12 protein-coding genes are annotated in these 14,955 nt (G+C 63.9%); 5 read left to right on the forward strand and 7 right to left on the reverse strand.

Going from position 1 to position 14,955, the window contains the following annotated elements:
* Positions 1-120: 120 nt before the first annotated feature.
* The 5 genes from CIT40_RS32215 to CIT40_RS32235 all read right to left on the reverse strand — a co-directional run bounded on the left by CIT40_RS32215 (position 121) and on the right by CIT40_RS32235 (position 5,113).
* The gene (locus CIT40_RS32215; RefSeq protein ID WP_094892616.1) at positions 121-987 is read right to left on the reverse strand and encodes a beta-keto acid cleavage family enzyme; all 867 of its coding nucleotides are present in this window, start codon (positions 985-987) and stop codon (positions 121-123) included.
* Between the two features lie 198 nt (positions 988-1,185).
* Positions 1,186-1,986 carry a helix-turn-helix domain-containing protein gene (locus CIT40_RS32220; protein WP_094892617.1) on the reverse strand — a complete coding sequence of 267 codons (801 nt, stop codon included), beginning with the start codon at positions 1,984-1,986 and terminating at the stop codon, positions 1,186-1,188.
* 153 nt (positions 1,987-2,139) lie between these two features.
* Positions 2,140-2,796, reverse strand: a complete 657-nt coding sequence (locus CIT40_RS32225) for a glutathione S-transferase family protein (protein ID WP_094892618.1) — start codon at positions 2,794-2,796, stop codon at positions 2,140-2,142.
* Complete coding sequence (locus CIT40_RS32230) at positions 2,796-3,959, reverse strand: acyl-CoA dehydrogenase family protein (RefSeq protein ID WP_094892619.1); 1,164 nt, start codon at positions 3,957-3,959, stop codon at positions 2,796-2,798. Before CIT40_RS32230 ends, CIT40_RS32225 begins: the two co-directional genes overlap by 1 nt.
* 17 nt (positions 3,960-3,976) lie before the next feature.
* Positions 3,977-5,113, reverse strand: a complete 1,137-nt coding sequence (locus tag CIT40_RS32235) for an acyl-CoA dehydrogenase family protein (protein WP_094892620.1) — start codon at positions 5,111-5,113, stop codon at positions 3,977-3,979.
* A gap of 267 nt (positions 5,114-5,380) precedes the next feature.
* Between CIT40_RS32235 and CIT40_RS32240 the strand changes: the two genes are divergently transcribed.
* Positions 5,381-6,931, forward strand: a complete 1,551-nt coding sequence (locus tag CIT40_RS32240) for an acyl-CoA synthetase (RefSeq protein ID WP_094892621.1) — start codon at positions 5,381-5,383, stop codon at positions 6,929-6,931.
* Between the two features lie 77 nt (positions 6,932-7,008).
* On the forward strand, positions 7,009-8,232 hold the full coding sequence (locus CIT40_RS32245; RefSeq protein WP_094892622.1) for an ABC transporter substrate-binding protein: 1,224 nt from the start codon (positions 7,009-7,011) through the stop codon (positions 8,230-8,232).
* A 53-nt stretch (positions 8,233-8,285) separates the two neighbouring features.
* On the opposite strand, the gene CIT40_RS32250 is transcribed toward CIT40_RS32245, so the two are convergent.
* On the reverse strand, positions 8,286-9,770 hold the full coding sequence (locus CIT40_RS32250; protein WP_094892623.1) for a glycosyltransferase family 2 protein: 1,485 nt from the start codon (positions 9,768-9,770) through the stop codon (positions 8,286-8,288).
* A gap of 48 nt (positions 9,771-9,818) precedes the next feature.
* On the reverse strand, positions 9,819-10,589 hold the full coding sequence (locus CIT40_RS32255; protein ID WP_094892624.1) for a helix-turn-helix domain-containing protein: 771 nt from the start codon (positions 10,587-10,589) through the stop codon (positions 9,819-9,821).
* Positions 10,590-10,776: 187 nt separating this feature from the next.
* Here CIT40_RS32255 and CIT40_RS32260 point away from each other — a divergent pair, with 187 nt between their 5' ends.
* The 3 genes from CIT40_RS32260 to CIT40_RS32270 all read left to right on the forward strand — a co-directional run bounded on the left by CIT40_RS32260 (position 10,777) and on the right by CIT40_RS32270 (position 14,952).
* A complete protein-coding gene (locus CIT40_RS32260) occupies positions 10,777-13,029 on the forward strand; it encodes a marine proteobacterial sortase target protein (protein ID WP_094892625.1) in 2,253 nt (750 codons plus the stop codon).
* Between the two features lie 198 nt (positions 13,030-13,227).
* A complete protein-coding gene (locus CIT40_RS32265) occupies positions 13,228-13,797 on the forward strand; it encodes a class GN sortase (protein WP_094892626.1) in 570 nt (189 codons plus the stop codon).
* Between the two features lie 162 nt (positions 13,798-13,959).
* Entirely contained in the window at positions 13,960-14,952 is a 993-nt protein-coding gene (locus CIT40_RS32270; protein ID WP_094892627.1) for a glycosyltransferase, read from the forward strand.
* The last annotated feature ends 3 nt before the right edge of the window (positions 14,953-14,955 follow it).

The raw sequence follows: 14,955 nt of genomic DNA on the forward strand, positions 1-14,955 counted from the left end.
AGCGAAGCGACGATGCAATCCAAACTGCCTCGGCGGAAAGACTCTGGATTGCTTCGCTTCCGCCTTCGCTCTTCGAGCTTCGGCGGACAAGCCGCTCGCAATGACGGATGAGGCGATACCTTACCGATTCGTCCCGAAGATCTTCCGCGCCTCGGCGGGGCTTGCGATCTCGCGGCCCGCGCGCCTTGCGCAGGCGGCGATGGCTTCGATCAACTGGCCGTTCGAGGTCACTTTCTTGCCGTCGGCGAGATAGAAAGTGTCTTCGAGACCGGTGCGCAAATGGCCGCCAAGTTCGGCGCAGCGCTGGTGCAGCGGCCAGATTTCTTCGCGGCCGATCGCGGTGACCTGAAAATGCGCCTCGGGGCGCTTCAGCTTGATCAGGATCGGCAGCAGCTCCGGGTCCGCTGGCATTCCCGAAGCGACGCCCATGACAAAATTATACTCGAGCGGTCCCTTGTACATGCCGACCTGGGTGTACATGCCGACGCAGCGGACGATGCCGACGTCGAAACACTCGAACTCGGGGATGGTGCCGACCGCGTTCATGACGTCGAGATAGTCCTTCACTTTCTCGACCGCGTTGTCGAACATCATCGGCGGCCAGGCCCAGCTATTGTCGGCCTTCACCTTCAGATAGTTCAGCGAGCCGGCGTTGCAGGCGGCGATCTCCGGCTTCGTCTCGCGGATGCAGTCGAGCGCGCCGGAATAGTTCGGCCCTGACACGCCCGAGGTGTGGTTGATGATCACGCCGGGACAGGCTTCGCGGATCGCCTGCTGGATCTCCTTGCTGACGGCGACCTCCCAGGACGGTAGGTGGCCCTTTCCAGGCGCCTGCTGGCGAAGATGGATGTGCATGACGGATGCGCCGGCATCGAAGGCGGCCCTGGCTTCGCGCGCCATCTGCTCGGGCGTGACCGGCACGTTGTGCTGCTTGGGGTCGGTGAGCACGCCGTTCAGCGCGCAGGTGATGACGGCCTTGTCGCTCATGCCAAAAATGTCTCGCACGTTGAGAATTCAACGCTTGCGATCATGGGATGGGTGGCATGCGGCTTCTTGCGCGGAGAAGCTGGAAAAAACGACGAATTCGTAGGGTGGATTAGCCGAAGGCGTAACCCACCACTTCTGTCGTCGCGGGGACCAAGAGGTGGATTACGCCTTCGGCCAATCCACCCTACGGCAGCGGCGTCAGCTCGCCTCTGCGAGCCGCACCGTCTCGGTGCTGCGATAGATCGCAAGGTCGCGCGAGCCGACGAAGATCGCGCGGGGCTTCAATCCGTAGAAGCGGCGGATCGAATGGCTGAAATGCGTGGAGTCGGGATAGCCGATGTCCTGCGCGAGATGAGCGAGGTTGAGGTCCTGATTGGCGAAGTGCAGCAGATGCCGCGCGCGCTTCCAGGCGCGGAAGGAACGGAAGGAGATGCCGGTCTCTTCCTTGAAGAGATGCAGGAATCGCGAGGCCGAGAGGCCGGCTTCGGCTGCGCAGGTGTCAGCCGTGACCGGCTCGCCGGAGAACCGCCCGATGCGGGCCACAGCGCGGGTCACGCGCGGATCGAGCACGCGGCGGGCAAGCGCCTCGCCGAAGCACATCTCGTCGAACTCGGCGGTGGTGATGTCGCCGTAGCGACGTTGGCGCAGCAGCGCGTAGGCGGCCAGAATCTTGCGGGCATAGGCGGCCTTGTCGGGCCCTCGCAGCCGCTCGGCCAAGGCCTCGATCACGCCATCCGGCATGCTCTCGGGCTCCAGCGTCACGCTGATGACGGTGCGATAGTCGCTGGCGATGGTGTGGCGCTGGTTCGGCAGGGTCACGATCAATTCGTCCGACGTCTGGACGTCGTCGATGGTCAGATGCAGGCGGCCTTTCACCGCGACGTAGATGTGGCAGCAGCCGGGGGTCCGCTTGCGAGGGCGACCGAGCAGACCGGCATAGAATACCCGCTCCGGCGTGATCAGCATCAGATGGTCGGATTCGCGACCTTTATCTTCCATTGGGATCCTCCTCGCGCGGCTCTATGGCCGCTGCGGACGGAGGTCACCTTAGCGGAAATCTGGGCGCTGTCACGGCGCGATAGCGCTGTCATGGCGCAAAGCGTTGGCATTCCAGGACGGCGCTGTGCCAGTCCCGGAACCTTCTGCGGAGGTTCACGCCCTCACGCGCGGTGCAATATCCTGCTCGACGCCAGCCTTTTGCTCCGCAGCAACCGCGCGCTTGTAACCGTCGCGCTGCTGCAGGCGCGCCCAATAGGCCGCGACATTTGGCCCAAAATCCTTGGCGAGCCCGATATTGTCGGCCAGCCGAAGCGCATAACCGATGACAATGTCCGCGGCGGTGAAGCGGCCGGCGCACAATGTTTCAGCATTGGCCGTCGCTGCCTCGACAGCGCGCAACCGGCCCAGAAACCATTTCGCGTAATCGCCGGCGACCTGCGGGTTGCGGCGCTCTTCCGGCTCGAGCTGGGTGTAGCGGAGCACCAGCGTCTGCGGGAAGGTTAACGTGGCGTCGCTGAAATACATCCAGTTCAGGAACGCGCCATAGGCGGGATCTTCCGGGCCGACCATCAGCGGCGTCGGGCCGTGCTTGATGCCGAGATAGTGGCAGATGCCGGAGGATTCGGTCATCTTCGTCTCGCCGTCGACCATGAAGGGAATGGTGCCGAGCGGATTGAGCGCGAGATATTCCTTGGCGAAGACCCTCGGCGGGAACGGCAGCATCTTCAGTTCATAGGGCAGCCCCATCTCCTCCAGCATCCAGAGCGGACGGAACGAGCGCGCGGCGTCGCAGTGATAGAGCGTAATCATCAGGAACTTCCCTTGCTGCCGGGCAGCGTGCCCATCATCTTGCACAGGACCATCAGCATGACTTCGTCGGCACCGCCGCCGATGGAGGTCAAGCGGCTGTCGCGATAGGCGCGGCTGACCGGCGTCTCGTTGGTAAAGCCTATTCCGCCCCAATATTGCAAGCAGGCGTCGGTGAGTTCGCGGCCGAGCCGGCCGGCCTTCAGCTTGGCCATGGTCGCAAGCTTGGTCACATCCTCGCCAGCGACCAGCTGCTCGGCGGCGCGATAGATCAGCGCGCGCAACAGCTCGACCTCGGTCTGCATCTCCGCCAGCTTGAAGTGCACGACCTGGTTGTCGAGGATGCTCTGGCCGAACGCCTTGCGGTTGCGGGTATATTCGATGGTCTGGTCGATGATGTATTCATGCGACTTCAGGCAGGCCGCAGCACCCCAGAGCCGTTCCTCCTGGAACTGGATCATCTGGTAGGTGAAGCCTTTGCCTTCATCGCCGATCCGGTTGCGCTTGGGCACCCGGACATTGTCGAAGAAGATCTGCGCGGTGTCGGACGAGCGCATGCCCATCTTGTCGAGCTTGCGGGCGATGGTGACGCCCTTGCTCTTCATGGGCACGCAGATCAGCGACTTGTTGCGGTGAACGGGCCCGTCGCCGGTGTTGGCGAGCAGGCAGATCCAGTCGGCCTGGGTGCCGTTGGTGATCCACATCTTGCCGCCGTCGATGACGTAGTCGTCGCCGTCGGAGCGCGCCTGGGTCTTGATCGAGGCGACATCGGAGCCCGCGCCGGGCTCGGAGACGCCGATACAGGCGACGAAATCGCCCGAGACCGAGGGCGCCAGAAACTCGCGCCGCACCTCGTCGGAGCCGAACCGCGCCAGCGCCGGCGTCGCCATGTCGGTCTGCACCCCGATCGCCATCGGCACGCCGCCGCAAGTGATCGCGCCGAGCTCCTCCGCCATCATCAGCGCATAGGAATAATCGAGGCCCGAGCCGCCGAACTCCACGGGCTTGTTCAGGCCGAGGAAGCCGAGGCTGCCCATCTTCTTGAACAACTCGTGCGCCGGGAAGATGTCGGCCCTCTCCCAGTCATCGACATGAGGGTTGATCTCGTTCGCAATGAACTTTTGCAAGCTACGGCGGATCTCGTCGTGGTCGGCGGTGAACAGCATTTTTGTCCCTTTGTCCGTCACAACCCCATCTGCCGGCTGGCAAGGTCCTTCATGATCTCCTCGGTGCCGCCGCCGATGGCGTTGACCTTGACCTCGCGGTAGATACGCTCGGCCTTGATACCGCGCATGAAGCCGGCGCCGCCGAAGATCTGCACGGCTTCCGAGGCGCAGAACGCCATGGTCTGCGTCGCCTGGTTTTTCATCATGCAGATTTCGGCAACCGGGCTCTCGCCCTGCTCGAGCCGCCACGCCAGCATTTCCAGCATCGCCTGAGAAGCGGCGACCTTCTGGGCCATGTCGACGATCTTGTGCCTGATGACCTGGTGCTGCGCCAGCGGCTTGCCGAACGTCTTGCGCTCTTTGGCATAGGCAACCGCCTCGTCGAGACAGACCCGCGCGAAGGCGGTGCAGCCGGCCGCCATGCCCATGCGCTCGCTGTTGAAGTTCTGCATGATGATCTTGAAGCCCTGGCCCTCTTCGCCGATCAGATTTTCGGCGGGCACGCGGCATTCGTCGAAATGCAGCGTCGCGGTGTCGGAGGCCCACCAGCCCATCTTCTTCAGCTTGGTCCGCGACAGGCCGGGAGTGTCGCCTTCGATCAGGAGCAGGCTGACGCCGCCGGCACCTTCGCTGCCCGTACGCACCGCAACGGTCAGATAGTCGGCGCGCATGCCCGAGGTGATGAAGGTCTTCTCGCCGCTCACGACGTAGTGATCGCCGTCGCGCCGCGCCCTTGTGGCGAGATTCGCGACATCGGAGCCGCCGCCGGGCTCGGTGATCGCCAGCGCCGAGATCTTGTCGCCCGACAGCACCCGCGGCAGCACGCGCGCCCTCACCTCGGGTCGCGCCGCCCGCGCGATCGGCGGCGAGCCGATGGTGTGGCTCATCAGGCTGGCGCTGACGCCTCCGACGCCCGCCCGCGCCAGTTCCTGGCTGGCGACGATCTTCATGAACTGGTCAGCGGCGATCCCGCCATATTCCTCCGGGAATCCCAGCCCCAACAGGCCGATCTCGGCCGCCTTGCGGTACAGCGCGCGCGGGAATTCGCCGGCCTCGTCCCATTCATGGGCAAACGGGGTGATTTCTTTCTCGACGAAGCGGCGCATCATGTCGCGGAAGGCGTCGTGCTCGGCGGTATAGAACGGGCTTTTCATCGCAGTCTCGCCTCGCGGACGGATTCGTCTCGCTCACCATGGCCGGAACATCGGCGGCTCACTTGCGCAGAGTGGCTGACCGGGTCAACCACTCCGGTGCAGGCTCCGGCCTAGCAACTCAACGCAAGACGATTTTGACCCCTCGCGCGCCAACTCCAAATCAAAAAAAGACGTCGATGCACCAACTCCGGCTGGCCCCAGGGCCACGCCGGGCATGGGGCGCGGCAATTGGAATGCAGGCGGCACAAGCCGCCGAGGGAGGAATTTTTGGCCGTTCGTTACTACGACTGGATCGTTCATCATGGCCGCCGCACGCCTGAGAAGGTCGCGGTGATCGACCTCGCGAGCGAGCGCCGCTTCACTTACGCGCAGCTGGACGGCCGTGTCTCCCGCCTCGCCTCTTTCCTGCGCCACTCGCTGAAGGTCTCACGCGGCGATCGCGTCGCTGTGCTGGCACTGAACACGACCGATACGCTGGAGGTGCAGTTCGCCTGCGGTCGCCTCGGTGCCATCTTCGTGCCGCTGAACACCCGCCTCACTGTCCCCGAGCTTCAGTTCATCACGGCCGACTGTGCGCCGAAGGTGATGATCCACGACACCGATCTCGCCGAGACCGCTCTCGCCGTCGCCAGGCTCTGCGGCATCGCGACCAGCCTGCTGCTCGGCCCCGGCGGGTCCTATGAGGCCGGCATCGCGGCCGCCAGGCCGCTGGAGACAATCGAGCAGGTCACGCTCGATGACGTCTCGACCATCATGTACACGTCGGGCACGACGGGACATCCGAAGGGCGCGACCATCACCCATGGCATGACCTTCTGGAATTGCGTCAATCTCGGCGGCCCCGCCTGCATCGGGCCGGCCTCGGTGCTGCTCACCGTGCTGCCGCTGTTCCACACCGGCGGGCTCAATTGCTACACCAATCCGGTGCTGCATGCCGGCGGCACCGTGATGATCATGCGCGCGTTCGATCCCGGCACCGCGCTCGGCCTGATCAACGATCCCGCGCAGGGCATCAACGTGTTCTTCGGCGTGCCCGCGATCTACCAGTTCATGGCGCAACACCCCGCCTTCGCGACGACCGATCTCAGCCGGCTGATCGTCGGTGGTGTCGGTGGAGCGCCGATGCCGGTGCCGCTCCTGAAAGTCTGGGAAGCGCGCGGCGTGGCGCTCCAGCAGGGTTACGGCATGACCGAGACCTCGCCGGCTGTCCTGGTGCTCGACCGCGAGGATGCAGCGCGGAAGGCCGGCTCCGCCGGCAAGCCGGTGCTGCACACCGAAGTGCGCATCGTGCGGCCCGACGGCAGCGACGCCGATGTCGGCGAGCTCGGTGAGCTCTGGGTGAAGGGGCCGAACATCACGCCGGGCTACTGGAACAGGCCCGAGGCGAACAAATCTTCCTTCACCGACGGCTGGCTGCACACCGGCGACGCCACCCGCGTCGACGAGGAGGGCTTCTACTACATCGTCGACCGCTGGAAGGACATGTACATCTCCGGCGGCGAGAACGTCTATCCGGCCGAGGTCGAGAACGTCCTGCACCAGCTGACGGCCATCGCGGAAGCCGCCGTGATCGGCCTTCCGGATCCGCAATGGGGCGAAGTGGGCCTCGCCATCGTTGCAGTCAAGCCAGGCCAAAAGCTGACCGAGGCCGACGTCTTTGCGCATTGCGCGGCCAATCTGGCGCGCTTCAAATGTCCGCGCCAGATCCGTTTCGTCGAGGCGCTGCCGCGCAACGCCACGGGCAAGATCCACAAGCCGACCTTACGAAAGGAATTCTCGGTGGCCTCCGAAGTCGACAAGAAAGTCGCCAACGCCTGACTCCAAGCGCCCCTCGCGGGCGCTTTTTCTTTTTGAAGTGCCTGCTCCATCCAACAAGAAACCCCAAGGAAATTTCCATGAAGAACAAGAAACTCGTCCTGCTCGCCGCGGCAACTGCCCTGACGGTGCTCTCCACCCAGGGCGCTTTCGCGCAGAAGAAATACGACACCGGCGTCACCGACACCGAGATCAAGATCGGCAATGTCGAGGCCTATTCCGGTCCCGCTTCGGCCTACGGCATCATCGGCAAGACCGAGGAAGCCTATTTCAAGATGATCAACGACCAGGGCGGCATCAACGGCCGCAAGATCAACTGGATCTCTTATGACGACGGCTATTCGCCGCCCAAGACCGTGGAGCAGGTCCGCAAGCTGATCGAGAGCGACGAGGTATTTTTGATCTTCAACGCGCTGGGCACGCCGACCCAGACCGCTGTGCAGAAATATCACAATGCCAAGAAGGTGCCGCAGCTGTTTCTCGCCACCGGCGCCAGCAAGTGGAACGACCCCAAGAACTTCCCCTGGACCATGGGCTTTCAGCCCAGCTATCGGGTCGAAGCCCAGATCTTCGCCAAGTACATCCTGAAGGAAAAGCCGGACGGCAAGGTCGCGATCTTCTATGCCAATGACGATTTCGGCAAGGACTACCTCGCAGGTATCAAGGAGGTGTTCGGCGACAAGGCATCCAAGATGATCGTTGCCGAAGAGAGCTACGAAACGTCGGAGCCTTCGATCGACGCCCATATCGTCAAGCTCAAGGGCACGGGCGCCGACGTTTTCGTCAACATCGCAACCCCGAAATTCGCGGCACAGGCGATCAAGAAGATCGCCGAGCTCGAGTGGAAGCCGATGCACCTGATGACCGACGTCTCGGTTTCCATCGGCGCGGTGATGAAGCCGGCGGGCTTGGAGGCCTCCGAAGGCGTGCTCTCGGCCGGCTATCTCAAGGATCCCTCCGATCCCCAGTGGAAAGACGATGAGGGCATGAAGAAGTTCATGGCGTTCATCGACAAATACATGCCCGGCGCCAACATCTCGGACGCCAATCTGGCCTATGGCTACGCCGCATCACAGACCATGGTGCAGGTTCTCAAGCAGGCCGGCGACAACCTCACCCGCGAGAACGTGATGAAGCAGGCCGCCAGCCTCAAGGACTTCGCGCCCGATACGCTGATCCCCGGGATCAAGATCAACACCTCCGCGACCGACTTCGCCCCGATCGAACAGCTCAAGATGTGGCGGTTCAAGAAGGGGCAATGGGAGCTGTTCGGCGACATCATCAGCGCCGAGACGGGCGGCTAGCTTTCGCGCATGTCCCGGCACCAACATGCTGAGCCGTCCACGATGGGGACGGCTCAGGGCTGACTTGAAGCTCCGGCATCCCGGCTCACCTCGATTGATGCCACGGAAAGACCGAGGCGGCGGGGATCGTCAATGCCCGTCATCACGGGGCATGACCATGCCAGGATGGCGATGCCTGAGGGCGGCAGATCGAGGCCCATCGTATAGCTGTCAGGGCCGATAGCGATCGCAGAAGGGTCAATGCGCACACCATCGAGATAGAAATGCGCACCGATCTCGCGCAGCGGTGCGCGCAAGGCGGGGCTTCGGACCAGGACGGTGTTGCGCCCCGCACGCCCCAGGATGCGAACGGCGGCCTGCGGCTCGCTCCAGCGGAAGACGTGCCCCGCCGACGATTCGAGGCCATGGAATCCGGCTTGCCCCAGAACGCGATCTCCCAGGAACCTCGCCGCCGGCCCGGCGTGGCCGCGCATGCGACGAATGCATTCAAGCCGCTGCAGATGGATCAGCGAGGCGATGTAGCGCCTCATCCATCGTGCTATTGCTTCGCTCGACCCGATCACCGTCAGCGCGCTCAGACAGAGATGCGCCTGCATCGCGGCCAGGCGCGCGGCGACGCGGACGAGACGATCGCCGCACAAAGCCAATGCACCCCAACGCCAGAAGGCGCGCAGCTTTTCATCGGGCCGCTTCCAGCCGCGGCCTTTGAGGCTGTAATGCACGAGCGCATTCAACGCCGCGCTGGCGAGCGATACGTCGAATCCGACCCATTCGACCCATTCGACCGGGACTTCGAGCAGCTCGCTGCCGGGATCGCGGCGCGCCTCCCCGAGATAGCGGATCTCGCCCTCGACGAAATCGAGCGTGAACGCTTTGAGCTCGCCGATCTCGCCGATGTAATAATGATGGAAGCGCGCCTCCTCCAGATAACCGATGGCATAGCCCTTGGCGTGATAGGCCGCGGCCAGCACCCATTCGGCGAAATGGCCGAGCTCTTCGCGCAGGCCGCCGCATTCCCAATAGACGTCGCGCCGCGTCACGAAGCACTGATCGAGCACCTTGCGCCAAGGATGCTGCCTCATGCCGAATTCGATGTCGGCCTGATACATCGCGGCTTCGGCTTCCGAGAGCCTGTTATGGCAGATCGGCACCGACCGGCAGGAGAAGGCGACCCAGTCGGGATGCGCGTCGGTCGCGCGAATGCACAGCTCGATCACGTCGGGCTCTGGCCGGCAATGCGACTCCGTGAAGAACAGATAGAGGCCGCGGGCTTTGGTGGCGCCAAAGGCGCACAGCCCGATATCGTGATCCGAAGCGGTGAATTCCAGGCGGGCCTGTTCGCCGGCCAGTGCCTTCAGCTCGTCGCGCGCGACGAAATCCGGCGGCACCACCAGGATGATTTCGTAGAGCGATTTGTCGACGGTCTGCGATATCCAGCCGAGCCAGGACTGCTCCCATTGCCCGCGGTGATATTCGAGCGGGATGATGATGGAGAACAGCGGCGCTTCGCCGCCGTATCGCGCGGACGCGTCCTGCATGCCCCCTTATAGACGCATATGACGCCGGTCCGTACGATTTCTCGCGGACTATAGCGTCAAAAACAGCGCGAACGATTCCTCCGACGTGCGACGCAGGTGCCTTCGATACAACGCGTGGTTGGCATCTTCAGGCCCGACCCGTCCCAAAGACGGCTTCGGGACGTTTCGGAGCGGCACGTAGGCGATCGGCGCCGCGATCGGCGTCAGTTGCGAGCCGGGGCCGGCGCGCAGCGTCGAGATGATTCCGTACATCTCGCCGGCGACCGTCGGCCGCGACACCGTGATCACGCGATGCTGGCCGTGCTTGATGATGACGAGGTAGATGAAGCCTGACTGATGGGGGACGGCAACCTCGCCGGTATGCTCGTAGGCCGCATCGGTCCGATCGCCCTCCCGAAAGACCAGCGAAGAGACCTTCGGCTCCCAGACGATCTCGGTGCGGTACGCAAAGATTGCTTCCTTGTCGCCGAAGGACGGCCGCAGCGTGACGTAGACGTCCTCCAGCCAGGTCACGGCGCGATGCGCATAGGAGCCGAGACTGTCAGGAGCGACATCGTTGGCGGCTTGAGGCGCCGCCACGACCGCGTTTTTGCGCAAGGAGACGCCCAGCGCCTGCTCCAGCCGGACCGTCGTCGCCAGCGTGAACGGTCGCCGGCCGCCGAGCACCTTCTCCAGCGTCGACAGGCTGAGCTTGGCCTGCTCGGCCAGCGTCTGCCGGGAGATCCGGCGCCTGGCGAGCTCCTCGCGAATCGTCTCGGCGATCTCGCGGCTCTGCTCGTCCGAAAGCTGCTTGTCGGTGATCTTGTCTTGCATCTGCATCGCTAGCCCTGCTCCAGCACGGCCACTCTAGCAGGGCGGACAAACCAGCACAAAACCGCACATGAGCGTCCCATGGCGGCCTGCCCGGGCCGGCCGCGGCGGAACATGACCGATCATTCTGCTCGCGAAATCGGGCCCTCCCGGCGAATGCTCAGAGCCAGCAAACGTCCCTCCGGGAGCAGACCAAATGGACACCTACGACACAGCCGACAACGAAGAGCACCCCGTGTTGAAGGGGCTGATCAAGCTCGGATTGTTTCTTCTCGCGCAAGGCGTCGCGGTGTTGCTGATGGCCTTCGTCGCCCTGCTCGTCAGTTTCGGGACCAGTTGGTCGGCAACGAATGAGCAGGCGAGCCTGCTTCAGCCTGGCGACGCCAGGTCCGGCTCCCTGCTCCTGAAGGAGGACGGCGCCACCACCGAAGCGATCCGCCTCGGCACCGACATCGACGTCACGGTCTCCGGCCCGACGCTGCGCGCGCGGGTCACGCAGATCTTCCGCAACCCGACCAAGGACTGGGTCGAAGCGACCTATGTCTATCCGCTCGCGACCGGCGGCGCCGTCGATACGCTGAAAATGGTGGTCGGCGATCGCGTCATCGTCGGTAACATCAAGGAACGGCAACAGGCCCGCGTGATCTACGAAGAAGCACGCCGCGCCGGCCAGAAGGCGGCACTCACCGAGCAGGAACGGCCGAACATCTTCACCAATTCGGTCGCCAATGTCGGCCCCGGAGAGACCGTGCTGGTGCAGATCGAATATCAGGAGCCGGTGCATCAATCCGGCAGCGAATATTCACTGCGCCTGCCGCTGGTGGTCGGGCCGCGCTACAATCCGGCGCCGATCGTCCAGAGCGTCGACTTTCGCAAGGATGGATCGGGCTGGGGCGCGGCGACCTCGGACCCCGTGCCGGACCGTGACCGCATCTCGCCGCCTGTGCTGGATCCCGCCAGGAATGCACCGGTCAATCCGACCAGCATCACGGTGCGCCTGAAGGCCGGCTTCGCGCTCGGCGAGGTCAAGAGTTCTCACCATAAGGTCAAGATCGAGAGTCCGGACAACATGGCGCGTATCATCACGCTCGCCGATGGTGCCGTTCCGGCGGACCGCGACTTCGAGCTGACCTGGAAGCCCGCTGCCGAGAAGGCGCCGTCGGTCGGCCTGTTCCGCGAACATGTCGGCGACGCCGACTACCTGCTCGCCTTCGTCACTCCGCCCAGCGCAGAGCAGACGGCCCAAAAGCCGCTGCCGCGTGAGGTCGTGTTCGTGATCGACAATTCGGGCTCGATGGGCGGCACGTCGATCGTGCAGGCCAAGGCGAGCCTCGCTTACGCTCTGTCCCGGCTCCAGCCGACCGACCGCTTCAACGTCATCCGCTTCGACGATACCATGGACCTGCTGTTTCCCGCCTCGGTCCCGGCAGACGCCGCCCATGTCGGCGAGGCGACCTCGTTCGTGAGCGCGTTGCAGGCGCGCGGCGGCACCGAGATGGTGCCGGCGATGCGCGCCGCACTGGCCGACAAGCTCGGCGACACCGGCATGGTTCGCCAGGTCGTCTTCCTGACCGACGGCGCAATCGGCAACGAGCAACAATTGTTCGAGACCATCACGGCGATGCGCGGCCGCTCGCGCGTCTTCATGGTCGGCATCGGATCGGCGCCCAACACCTATCTGATGACTCGCGCCGCCGAGCTCGGCCGGGGCACCTTCACCCATATCGGTTCGGTCGAGCAGGTGGAGGAGCGTATGCGCGGCCTGTTCGCCAAGCTCGAAAATCCGGCCGTGACCAGCCTCACCGCGAAATTCTCCGAGGCCAAGGCCGACGTCACCCCGGCGATCATCCCCGACGTCTATCGCGACGAGCCGCTGGTGCTGGCGGCAAAGCTCGACAATCTCGCAGGCTCGCTCGAGATCAAAGGGCGCGTCGGTGATCGTCCATGGTCGGTGACGTTGCCACTGCAAAATGCCGCCGAAGGCAACGGCCTGTCGAAACTCTGGGCGAGGCGCAAGATCGGTGACGCCGAAGTGGCGCGCGCGATGCGGGAGCTCGCGCCCGAGGAGGCCGATAAGGCGATCCTGGCGCTGGCGCTCGACCATCAGATCGTCTCGCGCCTGACCAGCCTTGTCGCCGTCGACAAGACGCCGAGCCGGCCTGAAGGCGCGCCGCTCAAGCTCAGCGAATTGCCGATCAACCTGCCGGCCGGCTGGGACTTCGAGAAAGTGTTCGGCGAACGGCAGCAGATCCCGGCGCAGCTGCGTGAACGCCATGCCGACGCGCGTACCGCACCGGCAGCGCGGCGTCCGGCGCCTGATACGATCCGTCTGCCCAAGACGGCAACCTCGGCCGAATTGAAGATGATCGCAGGCCTGATCCTGATCGTGCTCGCCTTAGCCCTGTTCGTGTTCAACCGGCGTCGGCTCTTGCTCACCGACGCCGCTTGAGAGAGGAGCCTCCCCAAACTCCTCTGTTAGCGCGCGCGGCTGCCCGTCCCATACCAACGGCCGCGCGCGCCTTTTTTAATAGGTCATTGAAATCGAATGCGTCATTGCGAGCGAAGCGAAGCAATCCGGGGACTTATCCGTTGAGAGATTCTGGATTGCTTCGTCGCTTCGCTCCTCGCAATGACGGGAAGTGGTAAAATGCTCCGCTCCATCCCTCTGCTGCTTGTCGCCCTGATCGGCCTCATCCTGTTTGGCGACGGCGCCTACATCCATGCCAAGGCGTGGCTGGCGCAGGTGCTGCTGGAGCGCGCCTTCGACAAGAGCCTTGCGACGGGCGAGACGGTCAAACCGTGGGCATGGGCGGACACCTGGCCGGTCGCGCGGATCGAGGTAAAGCGGATCGGCGCCAGAGCGATCGTGCTCGAAGGGACCAGCGGCCAGGCTCTCGCCTTCGGGCCGGGCCATATCCCCCAAACGGTCGATGCGGGCGAGCGCGGTGTCGCGGTATATGCAGCGCATCGTGACACCCATTTTCGTTTCCTGCGGAATGTTGTCGTCGGAGACGTGCTCGAGATCACCCGCCGCGATGGCAGGCAGTTTCGGTATCGGGCGGATTCTTCGGCCGTCGTCCGTTTTGACGCGTCGGGCATCGATCCCTCGACGCAGGGCGTGGAGCTCGTGCTCACGACGTGCTGGCCGTTCGGCGCCGTCACGTCCGGCCCGGAGCGCTACGTGCTGCATGCGACCTTGGTCGAAACGCGTGAATAGCGGTTCGCAATCGGCCCGTCCCGGACCAATCGAGCCCTCCCAAATCGCGCCGGACACGCCGGTCCATCGCGTTTGACGCGACCGTGAACTGGCGCCGCCGAACGGAGACCTGTAAGAAGGTCTCATCAATTTTTGGACGTACTGATTGCGGAAGAACGATAGATGGACGACGAGTTCAGGCAGCGCCTCGAACAGCGATTGGAGCAGCTTGAGAATCGCGTCGCGCTGCTGGAAAGGAATCAGGATCTCATCGCGGCCGGGCAAAGGCGATCTTCGCTCCGGAGCCTCTGGCGGCGTCCGCCGATGTGGACCTTCGAGCAATACCCACCGCGCCTGCTCAACCTGACGGCTTTCCCGCCGGCACCCTCGACCCACGGTAATGCACCGCGGATCGCGATGGTCACGCCGAGCTACAACCAGTCGCAATATCTCGGCGCCACGATCGACAGCATCGTGAGCCAGAACTATCCGAACCTGTATTACCACGTGCAGGATGGCGCCTCGATCGACGGCACGGTCGATCTCCTGAAGAGCCGCGGCGAGACCTTCAGCTGGAAGAGCGAACCTGACAGTGGGCAGTCACATGCCATCAATCTCGGTTTCGCCGGTGTCGACAGCGAGATCATGGCCTATCTCAACAGCGACGACATGCTGCTGCCGGGGACGCTGGCCTATGTCGCCAACTACTTCATGGCGCATCCACATGTCGACATCGTCTATGGCCATCGCGTCTTCGTCGATCGCGAAGGCCTCGAGGTCGGCCGCGCCGTGCTGCCGCCCCATGACGGACGCGCGCTGCAATATGCCGATTACATCCCGCAGGAAACGATGTTCTGGCGCAAGCGCGTGTGGGACAGGATCGGTCCGATCGACGAAAGCTTCCACTACGCGATGGATTGGGACTTCATCCTGCGGGCGCAAGAAGCGGGCTTCAAATTCGTGCGCCTGCCGCGATTCCTTGCCTGCTTCCGAATCCATGATGCCCAGAAGACGGCGTCGACCTACGCGATCGGCGTCAGGGAGATGGGCATCTTGCGTCGCCGCACGCTCGGCTTCGACCCGACGCAGATGCAGATCCGGCGCGCCATCGCGCCCTATCTGGCGAGGCAGGCCGTCTGTCATTACGCCCACAAGCTGGGCCTGCTCCGGTACTGAGCG

Source organism: Bradyrhizobium amphicarpaeae (assembly GCF_002266435.3).
GTDB classification, from domain to species: Bacteria; Pseudomonadota; Alphaproteobacteria; order Rhizobiales; family Xanthobacteraceae; genus Bradyrhizobium; species Bradyrhizobium amphicarpaeae.

Bases quoted from the DNA above. Each gene is read 5' to 3' on its own strand.
- CIT40_RS32235 (WP_094892620.1), bottom strand. From the start codon at position 5,113: ATGAAAAGCCCGTTCTATACCGCCGAGCACGACGCCTTCCGCGACATG.
- CIT40_RS32270 (WP_094892627.1), top strand. From the start codon at position 13,960: ATGGACGACGAGTTCAGGCAGCGCCTCGAACAGCGATTGGAGCAGCTT.
- CIT40_RS32225 (WP_094892618.1), bottom strand. From the start codon at position 2,796: ATGATTACGCTCTATCACTGCGACGCCGCGCGCTCGTTCCGTCCGCTC.
- CIT40_RS32255 (WP_094892624.1), bottom strand. From the start codon at position 10,589: ATGCAGATGCAAGACAAGATCACCGACAAGCAGCTTTCGGACGAGCAG.
- CIT40_RS32265 (WP_094892626.1), top strand. From the start codon at position 13,228: ATGCTCCGCTCCATCCCTCTGCTGCTTGTCGCCCTGATCGGCCTCATC.
- CIT40_RS32250 (WP_094892623.1), bottom strand. From the start codon at position 9,770: ATGCAGGACGCGTCCGCGCGATACGGCGGCGAAGCGCCGCTGTTCTCC.
- CIT40_RS32260 (WP_094892625.1), top strand. From the start codon at position 10,777: ATGGACACCTACGACACAGCCGACAACGAAGAGCACCCCGTGTTGAAG.
- CIT40_RS32220 (WP_094892617.1), bottom strand. From the start codon at position 1,986: ATGGAAGATAAAGGTCGCGAATCCGACCATCTGATGCTGATCACGCCG.
- CIT40_RS32230 (WP_094892619.1), bottom strand. From the start codon at position 3,959: ATGCTGTTCACCGCCGACCACGACGAGATCCGCCGTAGCTTGCAAAAG.
- CIT40_RS32215 (WP_094892616.1), bottom strand. From the start codon at position 987: ATGAGCGACAAGGCCGTCATCACCTGCGCGCTGAACGGCGTGCTCACC.
- CIT40_RS32245 (WP_094892622.1), top strand. From the start codon at position 7,009: ATGAAGAACAAGAAACTCGTCCTGCTCGCCGCGGCAACTGCCCTGACG.